Consider the following 14,948-nt stretch of genomic DNA (forward strand, 5'->3'; position numbering starts at 1 on the left):
TTACATATTCTCCTTTACTTTAGCAATAATTTCACTTGGGGTTATAGGGCGACCATTTGCACGGTGTAAGCTAATAAAATCATCTCTTTTGCTTACTCTTTGAATTTCTTCTAAATATTGCCCCATATTAAGCTCGCTAACCATAACTTTTTCAAATTTAGATACCACTTGAGCTATTTTTTTCTCAGCTACTGGATAAAGCGTGATAGGTCTAAAAAGCCCTACTTTTACACCCTCTTCTCTAAGTCTTAAGATGGCTTCTTTAGCAGATCTTGCAACGCTTCCATAAGCAATGATTAAAAACTGCGCATCATCACACATAAACTCTTCATAAGTGCAAATTTCATCGGTATTATTTTTAATCTTACCAAACAATCTTTTCATATTTTTATCTACTATCACTCCATCTTCAGTTGGAAAACCTATATCTCCATGATGAAGTCCTGTGATATGATAACGATAACCTTCAAAGAAAGGATTTAGTGTAGCAGCTTCATTTTCCTCTGCCGCATAAGGTTTATAATCTTTTTTATCTCCTGTAAATTTTTTACGGTTAATAATTTCTAATTCTTCTAAATCAGGTAATTTAGCCTTACCATTCATATGTCCTATGGTTTCATCTAAAAGCAAAAATACCGGAGTCATGTATTTTTCAGCTAAATTAAAAGCTCTAATAGTTTCAGTGTAAGCTTCCTCTAATGAAGCAGGAGCTAAAGCTATACTTGCATAATCTCCATGTGTTGGAGCTTTTGCTTGAAACAAATCTCCTTGTGCAACTCTTGTTGGAAGACCAGTGGATGGACCACCTCTCATAACATTTACAATTACTAGTGGAATTTCAGCTATAAAACCCAAACCAATTTGCTCAGCTTTTAAAGAAATTCCAGGTCCACTACTTGCTGTCATAGACTTAACACCACTCATAGAAGCACCCAAAGCCACACTAATACCTGAAATTTCATCTTCCATTTGTATAAAAGTACCATCATTTTTTGGTAGCATATGGCTTAATTCATGTGCTATTTCAGAACTTGGGGTAATTGGATAACCACCAAAAAATTTACAGCCACAATCAATCGCAGCTTTTGCTACTAAAACATTACCTGTTGATATCACTTCTCTCATTGTTTTTCCTATGCGTTTAATTTTTTATATTTATTTTCTTTAACAGCTTGTGCTCTTTCTTTGGCTTCTGGCGTAAGCTTTGCAAATTTAAACTCATCTCTTTTGGCAACAAAAATTGCAAAATCAGGGCAGTGACTTTCACATTCACTACAGCCTATACAAGAATCAGGATGAACCACTTCTATCATCTGTCCTAAAACTGCACTGATTTCATCTCTCATTGCTAAAACTCCAGCTGGACAATAGCTAACACAGATATTACAAGCTTTACATCTTGCTTCATCAACCCAAACCGGTGTATTTTCTGGGGCTACCATTAAAATTCCTTTCTATTTTTTTGTTATTTTTAATGATTTTTTATCAAAAGTTATTTTTAAAACAAACTTTTTATTATAGCGAATTTATAGCATGAGTAAATATTATTTAAAATATAAAGTAAAACAAATAGGTATTTATAACGCAAAGTAACATTAGGAGTAAAAAACTCCTAAAAATTATTTATAATTATACTGAATGAGAGAATTTTCTAATGCAATTTGTTCTTGATTGTCTAATTTTAACTCCAAAATTTCAAGCACCCCATCAAGACTTATCCTTGCCATAGCACCAAAAGCTTTTTCTTTTATGCCGTATTCTCCATCTAAAATTACACATATTGGTAAAAATTCTCCACTTTTTAAAGCCTCTATCATCCTCACACAAGCACTTGCAGGGGCTAAATATGCTGAAGTTTTTAAATATTTAATAATTTTAGCACCACCGGTTTTAACTTCTTGTTCTATTTGAGCAAGATCATATTCATTTAAAACCTCATTTAATGCTTTGTTTTGAACTTTACTTTGAGATTTTACTAAAACCATGCTATCATTGTGAAAACCTATAAGCTTAGTATCTATATAAGAAGTTTTTATATTTAGTTTTTTACCCACTTCATATTTAAATCTAGCATTATCCAAAACGCCTGCCATAGCAATGATTTTCTTTGATGAGAATAATTTACTTTCATAAAGAGTATCCAGTAGAAAATCTACAGGATTACTTACTATGATAAACAAAGGATCGTTGTTAAATTTTTTAATATTATTGGCACACTCAAGCATAATTTTAGCATTAATAGCAAAAAGCTCATCCCTACTTTGACCTTCTTTTCTAGCTACACCTGCACTAAAAATAACCACTTGAGAATCTTTTGAGTGCACATAATCATCCGTACAAGTTATTTTAGTATCAAAATTAAAAGCAGCTATACTCTGACTTAATTCCAATTCTCTAGCAAAAAGCAAATCTTTATTAATATCAATTAAAACAAGCTCATCAACCAACTCTCTTAAAATCAAAGCATAAGCAATACTTACACCAACATTTCCTGCGCCTATGATAGTGATTTTCATTTTTTCTCCTTTTTGCTTTTATTTCACTAAATTAGCTGGTAATTCAAAAATATTTTTAATTAAATGATAAGGAAGTTGCAAGCTTTGTGCGATAAGCTGGGTCTTAAATTCAGGTTCATCCACTGTTCCGCTTAATTTAATTTGTGTACTAATTTGTCTATCTTTACCTAATATAATTTGATTGATAATTGGAACTTTGGAAATAACCGAACTAGCTGATTTTAGCGTTCTAAGTTCTAATAAACCATCCACTTGATTGCTTCTTAAATTGATTTTAACTTGACCTAGCACATCTGCACTATCGCCATTAAAATTAAGTGCGTCTATTTCAAAAAGATCTTTTTTACGGTTAAAACTTATACCAGCATTTTCAACACTAAATCCTTTTTCATTAAAGGTAGGTGCTTTAAATAAAATTAAACTAGGTATGGTATCAATAAAACTTAAAAGCTGTTGATGAAATTTCAAATCTTTTAAATAAGTATCTTTAAATAAAAATTTACCTTTGAAAAAATCGGTGCTATTGCCATCTACATAAAGATTAAACTCACCTTTTTCAAAAACATTTTGACGCATAAAGGTGTTTAGAAAATCATCATCCATTTTTAAAGCTCTAATTTGCATTTGATTTTCTTTAAACAAAAAATCAAATCTAGATTCATTTCTATTTGCCCAAGCTTTTACGGAATCTTTTTTAATTTTAGCGTCAAATTGATCAAAATCTAAGGTTTTATTAAAATCTTTTAAAATCAAATCTATATTTTTACCACTAATATTATAAGTTGAATTTTCAAGAGTATCTAAAGTATTTTCCGTATCTTGTTGAGAAATCAATAAATTAATATTATTTAAAGTAATATTTACATCATCATTGTCTTTTTGTGCAAAAATACTACCACTTGCACTAGTTAAATTAAAATCATTACCTTTTATTTTTATATTAAAACTATCATATTCATAAGGATTATTATCTTTATAAAGCAAAAATGATTCAAAAGTAGTATTATTAATATCTATATTAAAATCTTGGAAATTTAAAGTATTTAAAGATAATTCCCCATCATGCACTTTATTTTTTTGCATTAATTTAGAATAATTTTTATATTTTGCAAGTTTTTCAACATAAACAGACATACCTTGATCAAAATTTAAAGTTGTGGTAAATTCTTTATTATATAAACTAATATTTTTATCAAAATCAAGGCTTAAATCAAGAAATTTATTTTCCATTTTTAAGCTCTCTTGTGGTAGTTCTAAGTTTGTTATAAAGATTTTAAAATCACCTTTTTTTTGCTTCAAATCAACACTTGCATTAAAATCACCATTAATCATGCTACTTTGCACGCTTGCATTTTGTATATCTAGCTTATCTTTTTTTAAAGTAAGATTTGCTTGAGTTATCTTAAAATCACTTATATTTATATTTGAATTAATAATATTAAAACTACCATTATAAGTAATTTTCTCAGGATGGTCAAAAGGAATTTTTAATACTAAATCAGTCTTTGTAACACCATTATTTTGTAAAAATGGTAATTTTATATCATATAAAAGCAAAATTTTATTAACCCTATAATCAGCTCTAGCATTATCACTTTTAATGCGTATATAAATTCCAGCTTTTTCATTTAGCATATTATCTATATAAATTTGACTTTGAGTTAAATCATAATTATTAAAACGCAAATCATCATAAATAAAATCAAGTCTTTGTTTAGCAAATTCAAGTCTTACAAAAGGACTTACGATAGGATCTATGCCTTTATCTAAAACTACTTTTAAATTATTTACATAACCTTTGGCATTGATATCGCTTAAATAATATCTATGCTTTCCAAAGTCTGCAAAACCGCTTAATTTTTCTATAAAATAAAAATCAGCCTTTACCTTACCACCCACCCAAAGAGCAAGATTAGAAGGCAAATGTACTCCATTTTCTACTAAAATATCAAAAATTTGCGAAATATTATTTGAACTGATATTTTCTAATTCATAAGCAATCTCTTCTCTTTTGAGTGAAAATTTAACATCACTTTTTAAAAAATCACTATCGATTTTACCTTTAAAAGTATAAAATTTTGTCTTAGGATTAATGAGCAAGGAGCCAATTATGCTAAGATTACGATCTTTTAAAAGAAAATTATCAATATTAGCTTGTATATTTTTATCACTAATTTTTAAATTCACTTTTACTAAAAGATTTTTACTGTTTACAAAAAATAAATTATTTTTATAAATTAACTCCACAGGATAGTTATTGACAAACATTTCATCAATATTGATTTCTTGAAAAAACCAATAAATATATTTTACATCTTTAATAAGCTGCACAGCTTTACTTGCGCTAGTTTCATTTTGAGTACTTTGACTTTGAGAATTTACTACGACTTTTTTAGCATTTAAAATGAGTTTTTTATCTAATTTAATATATAATTTCTCTAAATTAATAGAAGAAAATTCTAATTTTTCTATGTAAATTCCATTTTTAAGGTAAATAAACAAAGCAATGAAAAGTATCATAGGTAATGCTAAAAATTTAAGAATTTTTTTAATATGTTGTGACTTGATTTTAATTTTTCTTTTATCCATTTTTTATTATCTACTTTTACCTATAAAAACAAACTCTGTGGTTTTTATACCACAAGGTTCTGTTAGCAAGATTATAACGCAATTAGATAAAAATAACTATAAAATGAGCAGTATTGATAAATATACTTTATATTTTTTGGGCCATCCACAATCTGGCTGGATAAATATAGGCACAAAAGAACTAAATAGAGCTGAATTTTTACATAAGCTTACCGTCGCTAAGGCAGCGCTTGAAACTATTACTTTAATTCCTGGAGAAACGACTGAAATTTTCTTTGAAGAATTAGCACCGAAGTTAAATTTAAATGTTAAAATCTTAATGCAGGAATTTTACAAACAAAGTCCTTTTAAAGAAGGTATGCTTTTTCCTGAAACTTATAAAATTCCAAAAGGTATCACAGAAGAGCTTTTGGTAAAATATCTTTTGGCTTACTCTATAAGTGAATTTAAAAAACTTTCTTATAAAATTTTTAGAGAATATAATGAAAAAAAATGGCATGAGTATATCATCATAGCTTCCATTATACAAAAAGAAGCAGCGAGTAATGAAGAAATGCCTATAGTTTCATCTGTGATTAGAAATCGTTTAAGAAAAGGCATGAAGCTTCAAATGGATGGAACATTAAATTATGGAAAATACTCTCATGAAAAAATCACTCCACAAAGAATAAGATCAGATAATAGTTCTTACAATACTTATAAATTTAATGGCATACCAAAAGAAGCTGTATGTAATGTTTCATTTGAAGCTATTAAGGCAGCTATTTTTCCTGCTAAAACAGAATATTTATACTTTGTAAGAGATAAAAAAACTAATAAGCATATTTTTACCTCTACTTTAAAAGATCATAATAAGGCAATAAGAAATTAATTATAAAATTTCTCTTTGCCCTTTTGCATCAGGTTCGCTTAAAACACCTGTTTGTGAAAGTTGTTCTATGATATTTGCTGCGCGGTTATAGCCTATTTTTAAGCGTCTTTGCAAATAAGAAATACTAGTTTTTCTATCTTCTAAGATTACAGCCTTTGCTTCTTCATAAAGCTCATCTAAATCTCCATCATCAAATTCACTTCTTTTATAAGCTCCATCTTGACTATCATCTTTTAAAAAACTCTCATCATATTCTACTACTTGTTGAGCTTTTAAAAACTCTACAATATTTTCAATTTCATTTTCGCTTGCAAAAGGTGCATGCAAACGCACTAAACCACTCATACCAGGAGGGGTAAATAAACAATCTCCACGCCCTAGTAAGCTTTCAGCACCCATAGAATCTAAAATAACCTTAGAGTCTATCTTTTGCCCTACTTTATAAGAAATTCTACTTGGTAAATTTGCTTTTACAACCCCAGTAACAACATCTACTGAAGGGCGTTGTGTAGCTACGATTAAATGGATTCCGCTTGCTCTTGCCATTTGCGCTAAACGACCTATATAAAACTCTACATCCTTACCTGCTGTCATCATTAAATCAGCCAACTCATCAATAATCACTACAATAAATGGTAAGATTTCTCCACCTTGTTCTTTGACTTTTTCATTGTAATTTTCTATATTTTTAGTTTTTGCCTCAGCCATCAAACGATACCTGCGTTCCATTTCAGCTACCATATTCGATAAAGCATTTACCGCCTTTTTAGGATCAGTAATTACCGGTGTAAGTAAATGTGGAATATCATTATAAATACTAAATTCAAGCATTTTAGGATCTATCATCATAAGCCTTAAGGTTTTTGGCGAATTTCTATAAAGCAAAGATAAAAGCATAGAATTTATACCCACACTTTTACCACTTCCTGTAGTTCCTGCTATTAAAAGATGAGGAAGCTTTTTAAGATCTGTGATGAAAGGATCGCCTACTATATCTTTACCTAAAGCTATAGTTAAAGGTGAGCTAGAATTTTTAAATACCTCACTTTCTAAAATTTCTCTTAAGTAAATCGTATCGATTTTTTCATTTGGGACTTCAATTCCCACTACATCTTTACCTGGGATTGGAGCTTGAATTCTTATAGTTTGAGCTTTTAAAGCCATAGCTAAATCATCTTGTAATGATAAAATTTTACTTACTTTAACATCTGCTGCTGGACGAAATTCAAAAGTAGTTACAACAGGACCTGTGTAAGTTCTAACTACATCGCCACCTATTTTAAAGCGTCTTAATTTTTCCAATAAATCATAAATTTTTCTATCGATTTCTTCTTCATTTATCTCGCTTTTACCTTCTTTTGGCATAGTTAAAAAATCTAAAGGTGGTAAAGAAAAATCTTTTGGTTTTTCAAAATTTCCAAAGTCAAGATCTTTCAACAAAGCTTTATTTTCACTCACTTCATTAGTGATAGAATGGTGTGTTTTATTTTCTACTACTTCTACTATAGGCTCTTGGGTAATCTCAAATGGAACTTTTTCTTCTTTAACTTCAATTTGTACTTCTTCTACCACAAAAGGACTTTCATAGTTTTTTTTACTTCTTAGCTCTTCTATACTAACAGGCTTAGCAAAATCATCTTCACTAAAATCTAGCTCTTTTACTTCATTTTGTGGGATAAAATCCTCATCTTTAAAATCTTTCACCCCTAAAAAGCTAGTTTTGTTTTGAATTTTTTTAAACTCAGCTTCTTTTTGTGCTTCTATAGCGTTTAATTCTTCAATTTTTTTAAAATCCTCATTAAGTTCTTCTAAAATTTTTTCTTTTTGTAAAGCTTTATACTCTTCTAGTAATTTAGCTTTTTGTAGCATTTGCTCACGCTCTTTAAGCTCTTTGGCAAATAAAGAATTTTCTTCTATCGCTTCTTCTTTGTTTTCATTTAAGTCCATATTACGTCTTTTATAACTTGGCTCATCTAAATTTTTACTTTTTAAGGTTTGAGTATAAATATCTTCACTATTGTTTTTATATTTTGACAAATACTCTTCAGGGGTCATTTCATCTTCCTTTATATTTATTTGACTAGCTTTTTGAGCAAAACTTGCGATAGGCTCTGAAAGCTCATGAATATAACTTGAGCTTAATTTTTTATCCTCTTCACTAATTATCACTTCTTCTAATTCTTGATTTTTCAAATCTTCAAGATTGAATTTTTTATTTTCTTGAGTCTCTTGTTTTGATAGATCTTCCTTTTTAATGGACTCTTCTTTTTTCTCTTTGATTAAAAGCTCTTGCTTAAGCTTTTCTTGCTCTTCTTTGGTTTCATTTTCATACTTATCGCCACCAAAAAAGCCAAAAATTTTATTTTTAATTAAAGTTTCGAGTTTTAAATAAAAATCAAAATCAAGATCTATTTTAAACACTTCTTTGATAATTTGCGGAAAAGAAATACTAAAAGCAAAAGTTAAAAGCAAAATCACCAAGATTAAGCTACCTATTTTTCCAAAAAGTCCATCTAAAATCACAAACATAGCAGAAGCTATATAACCTTTATCTTGCAAAAATGCTGAAGCAAAAATAAGCGAAGCAAAAATGCAAGTAAAGATAGCTACACTAAATCTACGCTCAATAAGTTCAAAGTTATAATCATTTTTATATAAAAGATAATTAAACCAAAAAAACACAAAAGGATAAAATTTAGTCAATGAGCCGAATAAAAAATAGCTAAGTTTTGCTAAAGAGTATCCTATAATACTTACTAAAGCTTGATCAGGTATCAAAGCACTTAGACAAAAATAAAAAATAAAAACATTAGAAATGATAAAAATAGCTTCTTTTTTTATAACACATCCTTTTATAAAGAAAAAAGCTATTATATCAAAAATTATAAGTAGTTTAATAAACTCATTTGAGAAATTTTAGAAGTAGCTGAAAGCATAGCTTGATAAGAAACCATAGTTTGCATAAACATCATATATGTTTGCCCATAATCAGCATCAGTCACTCCACTTTTTATAGAAGCAACATTAACATTTAAAAAAGTCATTCTTTTGTTTGTTTCTTCTATGTTGTTAGTATAAGCTCCTATGGTTGTTTGCATTTTTCTAACATGATCTTGTAAATGATCAATCCTTTCTAATGCGCCTTGTAAACCTGTATTTCTAGGATCACTTCCTTCTGAATCAGCCCTCATGCTACCGTTTAAAACCGCATCTATCATCTCGTCCAAATCTTTAATCAAATCAATATTTGGATCATCGATAGTTAAAGAATTATTTGCACTAAATACAAAACCTGAACCATTGCTTACTTCTCCTGCTGGGGGAAAGCCGCTATTTGAATTTGAATCTTTAATGGTAAGACCTATATTTGTATTAGTTGAAAATTTATCAGTAATACTTATACGACCTTTATAGTCCATACTAACTTCAACAAAACCCTTAGAATCAGCTATGTCTTGTTGGATAGTTTGAAAATCATTATTATTAATAGTTCCGTTTGCATTTGGAGTAATAGTTGCTGTAGGAACATTATCGCTTGCAAACATACCTATAATATCATTTAACTGACCATAGGTAATATCTTCAGGTCTTGTTTGCATACCCACTGAGGTTCCAGTTGCTTCATTATATTGAGAATGAGTAATAGGAAAACTAATGGTTTGATCCGGATTATTTGGATCAGGATAACTTACAGTAGAATTTTCTAAATCAATAGTTACATTATATTTTTGACCGCTTCTAGAAGTGATTTCCATTTGAAGTTGTTGGCCATCCATGCTACCATTAGCATTTGCAACGACTTCACTTAATTTTGTACTATCAGTAGCATACTCACTAGTGCCTTTAATCACTTGAGAAACATTTCCAAAAACAGTATTGCCATCTTTTTCAAAAGGCACATCAAAATCAGCTCCATTGGTTTTATTACCATTGATATTGCTTTTTATAAAGTCTGTTTTGTAAATATCAACAGTAAATTGCTCACCGCCAACTTCCACAGTTACTGGACTTTTAGTATTATTTAAATCTCCATTATGCGCTGCTTGCATAATGCGATTGGTAACTTCGTCCATGCTGATACCTTCTCTTTGAGCAGCCTCACTTAAGGCTTTAATTTGCTCTGCGTCTTGAAGTTGTGGTGTCATGGCAACTGCATGAAAATCTAAAGAACTACTTCCTTCTTTTAAACTCTTTATTTCTATTTGGCCACTATCATTCAATGCGACCTTAACAACCTCATTTCCCTCTGTGTTGCCATATAGCTTTCCAATATTTTCTAAAACATCTTCAATTTTAGCATCAGGATCTATATCCAAAGTGGCTTTAAAACTTGTTCCATCGGGTCTAACGCCTTGAATATACATTGATGAGTGTGGAAAAGGAAGTTTCTCATCATAACTATCTTCGAAATTTTTATCAGGATCAAGTTTGCCATTTTGAACATAATTTTGGCCTATTAAATGCGAAAATTTAGACTCTCCTGTTAAATATTCTTTTTTATCCGGATAACGAGCATCAGTGAAAGAAACATTTGTTGAAATGATTTTATTTATATTTGAATCAGGTTTAAAAAATAAATCCCAACCAGGTATATTATAAGGAATTTGCGTGCCAGCACCACTAACTACAAAAATATTATCTTTATTGCCAGTATAGTTTCCATATTTATCAAAAGGCATATTAGCACTATTTGATCCTGCAAACAAATACTGCCCATTAATGCTAGTATTGGCAATATTTACAATAGAATCTCTCACAAGTTTAAGTTCTTTTGCTATAGCTTCTCTTGATTCTTGAGAGTTACCATCACTTGCAGCTTTTGTTAAGAGTGTTTTAAATTTTTCCAAAAGTTCAGTGATATTTTTTAAAGCTGTATCTGTGTTTTTTGCTAATTCCATAGCTGATTGAGTTCCTTCAATTACCTGACCTATATTAGCTAGTTCATATTCTAATCTTGAACCATTAATATAAGTATTGGCATTTTCCCAAGAGTGCTGTATAAGTTGACCTGTTTGTAATTGCAAATTATATTTATTAAGTAAAGACTGGCCATCCGTGTAGTTTTGTATAGAAGTGTAGTAAGTATACTGGTTACTAATTCTCATTATCTTGCTCCGCAAATAAATTTTTTAATTATTTACAAGCAAAAAAAGTTCCAATTTTAAAGATATTTTAATTTACTATATAAATATTTTTATATTGCTTTAATTTTTTTTTAGTATAATTTTACATTCTATATTTTTAATCTAAAATCTTAAAAAAGCCCGAGTGGTGAAACTGGTAGACGCGCCAGACTCAAAATCTGGTAAGGGCAACCTTGTGTCGGTTCGAGTCCGACCTCGGGCACCATTTAATTATTATTTTATATTTATTTTAATTTTATTATTTCTTATTAGTTTTGCATTACAGCTTGATTTTCAAAAAAACATTTTCCAATGATTTTTTAGTATTTTGATGATATTTTTGCAAATTTCTTTCTTTTTGCTTTCTTCTATTTGGAGTTTATCTAAAAAAGTTTCTTCGAGAGTATTAATAAGTCGTGTACACTCTTTTGCATCAAATGTTTTTGATTCATTTAAAGATGACAATGCTTTTAACAATAAATCTTTATATTCTATAAGGGTTTTAATATCTACCTCTGAAAGCTGAGCTAACAGAGATAAAAATTGTGCAAAATTATACAGTGACATAAATTTCTTTCTTTTTCCACAACATTATAAAATGTGCCTATATATCCGACTAATAAAATCTTTCATGATCTCCACCATTAAAAGTGACTGCTTGTCTATTTATGATATTTACACACAAAGTATTAAATATCATCACAAAACTAGGAGTGTCACTCACTAGTTTTGTGCATCATGTGGTTGATATTACAACCTTTGATCAAATTCTTGATCTCATCTTTGTATAACTAGCATAGTTTTGCCAAGACCGACTAAAGTTCTGTTCAATTAAAAATCAACTTTTTCTTCTAGGACTCCTTCTGTTAATGCTAAAGTTACACTAATATAGTATGAGCTAGGATCTTTCCAAGAATCATATGTTGTATGCAAACCTCAATATCTCCTATAATTGTCTCATCATCTGTTCCATCTTTTTTTTGTATTTCACTTTAAGATAAAAAATTCTACCAGTATGCTTAGTAACACTTTTAAGAGGTTTAAAATCTAAATAAACAGATCCTTTATTATTACATTTGCAAAATTGGCATAACCAAGATACTAATTTGGTTGAACTTCTACAGTAGAATTTGAAACAAATTCTACTGATTCTATGGTTACTCCTGTTTTAAGCGAAATATAACATTTATCTATTATTGGTTTAATTGAACTATCAAAATAGCTATTTTGCTAGCTTTTTTCACTTCATAAAACACAAGACGATGTAAAAACGATCTCAGCAAAACCTAGACCTTGCATTTTACTCCTTTTTTTATATCAAGGGTAGCTCAGCTGGTTATAGCGCTGATCTCATAAGCCGGAGGTCGTCGGGAGTTCAAGTCTCCCTCTTGACACCATCTAGCTTATTCACTCTTTTGAAAATCATTATCTTTATAGTCATAAGTTTGCACTACATAATGGATAGCGCCTTCATAACAAGAAAAATCTAAATGAATTTTTTTCTTACCATAATTTTCCCATCCACCTTTAAATCTTGTTTTTTCAGAACCGATACCACCACTTCCTACTACTATAGGACCAGTTATTACTCTATAACTTGAAAGCACGCAATTTCCTCTTGGGTTTGAGGTCTCTATTTTTACCCAAACCTCATTTTCAGAGCTAAATTGCGGATCATCTTTCGGAAATGTTATAACGCGACTTTCAAAATGCATTGGTGCAAAATTGACGTTTGTTGTTTCTGTATTTATGGTTTTGAATTCATCTTCTTGCGACTCATAAGTTATTGTAAACCAAATTTCTCTAACGGTTGGATTTGTTAATTGAAATACAATTTTTGCATTGCCTGCAGAATCTGTCTTAATGTATTCATCTTTTTCATTTAATATTGTAACGGTTATAGAAGAAGGTTCTATTTTAAATTTACTATTTGGACGCATATGGTAGACATTGATAATATTATGCGGCTCATGGTAAAATACAGAATTTGGTATATACGATCCATCTTTTTTAGGAGTTACTGGATAGCCAAAATTAGGCTTATAAACCGTATCATCAAGATAATGTACTTTTCCTATAAACTTTTGACCTAAAGTAGTAGCGCTAATTAAAATATCATTTTGATAAGGTTCTTTTGTCATTAAAGTTACTATGGCTTGTCCATTATTATCAAATTCACTATTTTTACTTACAAGATCAAAATCTCCATTTATATCCCATTCGACTTTAGAATGTGGTCTTCCATTTTTTAAAGTTACAACAATTTCTTCTTTTTTATTTCTTCTGCTTTTTTCTTTGCTAATATGCATTTCTGGATGATATTTATACAAGTTAAAATAATCGACTGCATATTTTTTTCCAAATCTATCATCATATGTATATCCAAATTCAGCCTTAGGATATTCATTTGTAGAATAATCTTCGTCACCAAAAAAATCAACAGTAAAACAACCCTCTGAGTCTGTTTTATGTTCTAGTTGCTTTGCCCTTAAATGTTTAGGATCTTGATCGAAAATTACCATAGAGTTAGGAAAGAACCCACAAAATTCTATACCATTAACATCACTTTCATAATCAATAGTGTTCTTTTGACCTTTAAAACTTGGAGGATTCATCATTTTTGGATTAAAATCATAGCTTTTGTAGCGAATAGATACAATATCATGCATTGGATTTACAGTCGCTGATTCTATTTGCATTAAAAAATTATTTTTATATGGAGCTTGTGTTTTAACGATAATTGTAGCCTCTCCATTGTTATTAAAATGATCATCTGCTTGCACTACAAAATCTCCTTTTTCTGTAAGATCATATCTTATAAGAGATTTAGCTTTTCCTCCTTTTATTTTGCAAACTACTTGTTGATCTGGTATATCATATACTTCTTCTTTATCACAACTAACTTCTGGTTTATATTCCTTTTTAGATATTTCAAGTGCATTAAAGTTTTCTCTTATGGTTTTTGTTTTCATATAGCTAAAATGAAGATCTATATAAGGCACTGAATAATAATCTTCTATGTCAACTCCTTTCATTGTTATAATAACTTCACCTTTGTTATCAACTTTAAATTTTTCTTGCGCAGGTTTTATCAAATTTCCGAATGCACTAATATCATCAATTTCTGAATTTGGCATCAAACCTCTTACTTTAATATTAAAATCATCTAAAATATCAACCATTTTTTCATGTCCTTCAAGACTAGGATAATCTATTTCTGGGGTATAAACTGTTTCGTAAGATAATTCCGCACTTAGACTTCTACCCAAGGCATTTACACTAATAATAGGATTAGCTTTAAATGGAGCTTTAGAAGTAATAGTTGCTCTAGCCTCACCATTATCATTAAATACTGTATCTTGTTTGCTTAAAATAGCATCCCCACTTAAATTCCATTCTACTTTTGAACCAGGATTACCACCTATTAAAGCAACTCTTTCATTATCATTAGGTATAGCTTTTATGGTAAATGGATATCCTGCAATTACTAAATTATATTCATCAAAAATTGCAATAGGATCTAAATCAAATTCTGCCTTTTGAATACCTCTTTGAATATAACTAAACTTAATAGTAAGTTCTTTAACACTATAATCACTAATACCTTCAAACTCTAAAGTAGCTTCACCATTATCATTAACATTAAAGCTTTCTTTTTTAGCTTTTACTCCTTTACTTCCACTGATTTTATCAATGGTTGAATTAGGTAATAAACCACTTACTTTAATTTCATAAGGACTATCATACTGAATTAACTTCGCTTCGCCTCTAAATCTTGGATATTCTATTCTAGGAGTATATATAGTTCCATCTACATAAGTTAATGTTTTAGCGAGGTTTTGGCCTAGG

The 14,948-nt window shown here is 29.6% G+C and carries 8 protein-coding genes, 1 tRNA gene and 1 pseudogene; 2 read left to right on the plus strand and 8 right to left on the minus strand.

Features of this window, described 5'->3' with window-relative positions; genetic code table 11:
* From L8X30_RS05840 to L8X30_RS05855, 4 genes are all read right to left on the minus strand, one after another.
* The gene (locus tag L8X30_RS05840; RefSeq protein WP_263679449.1) at positions 1-1,125 is read right to left on the minus strand and encodes a 2-oxoglutarate synthase subunit alpha; all 1,125 of its coding nucleotides are present in this window, start codon (positions 1,123-1,125) and stop codon (positions 1-3) included.
* Between the two features lie 8 nt (positions 1,126-1,133).
* On the minus strand, positions 1,134-1,448 hold the full coding sequence (locus L8X30_RS05845; RefSeq protein WP_039668439.1) for a 2-oxoglutarate:acceptor oxidoreductase, delta subunit: 315 nt from the start codon (positions 1,446-1,448) through the stop codon (positions 1,134-1,136).
* Positions 1,449-1,619: 171 nt separating this feature from the next.
* Complete coding sequence (locus L8X30_RS05850; protein ID WP_263679450.1) at positions 1,620-2,516, minus strand: malate dehydrogenase; 897 nt, start codon at positions 2,514-2,516, stop codon at positions 1,620-1,622.
* An 18-nt stretch (positions 2,517-2,534) separates the two neighbouring features.
* Positions 2,535-5,036, minus strand: a complete 2,502-nt coding sequence (locus L8X30_RS05855) for an AsmA-like C-terminal domain-containing protein (protein ID WP_263679451.1) — start codon at positions 5,034-5,036, stop codon at positions 2,535-2,537.
* Here L8X30_RS05855 and mltG point away from each other — a divergent pair.
* Positions 5,023-5,976, plus strand: coding sequence for an endolytic transglycosylase MltG (mltG, locus tag L8X30_RS05860; RefSeq protein ID WP_263679452.1), 954 nt, complete (start codon positions 5,023-5,025; stop codon positions 5,974-5,976). The genes L8X30_RS05855 and mltG overlap by 14 nt on opposite strands.
* On the opposite strand, the pseudogene L8X30_RS07960 reads toward mltG, so the two are convergent.
* Positions 5,977-7,497, minus strand: a pseudogene (locus tag L8X30_RS07960) (DNA translocase FtsK); the annotation flags it as partial. It abuts the gene before it with no gap.
* Positions 7,498-8,858: 1,361 nt separating this feature from the next.
* Positions 8,859-11,081, minus strand: a complete 2,223-nt coding sequence (flgL, locus tag L8X30_RS05870) for a flagellar hook-associated protein FlgL (protein WP_263679453.1) — start codon at positions 11,079-11,081, stop codon at positions 8,859-8,861.
* A 157-nt stretch (positions 11,082-11,238) separates the two neighbouring features.
* Here flgL and L8X30_RS05875 point away from each other — a divergent pair.
* Positions 11,239-11,325: transfer RNA gene (locus tag L8X30_RS05875), tRNA-Leu, on the plus strand.
* A 68-nt stretch (positions 11,326-11,393) separates the two neighbouring features.
* Here the strand turns inward: L8X30_RS05875 and L8X30_RS05880 are convergent.
* Together L8X30_RS05880 and L8X30_RS05885 are read right to left on the minus strand one after the other, a co-directional pair.
* The gene (locus tag L8X30_RS05880) at positions 11,394-11,666 is read right to left on the minus strand and encodes a hypothetical protein (RefSeq protein ID WP_263679454.1); all 273 of its coding nucleotides are present in this window, start codon (positions 11,664-11,666) and stop codon (positions 11,394-11,396) included.
* A gap of 836 nt (positions 11,667-12,502) precedes the next feature.
* Positions 12,503-14,948 (minus strand): Ig-like domain-containing protein (locus tag L8X30_RS05885; protein WP_263679455.1); only part of this gene is annotated, 2,446 nt, incomplete at its 5' end.

It is taken from the genome of Campylobacter sp. CNRCH_2015_0338h (assembly GCF_025772785.1).
GTDB lineage: Bacteria > Campylobacterota > Campylobacteria > Campylobacterales > Campylobacteraceae > Campylobacter_D.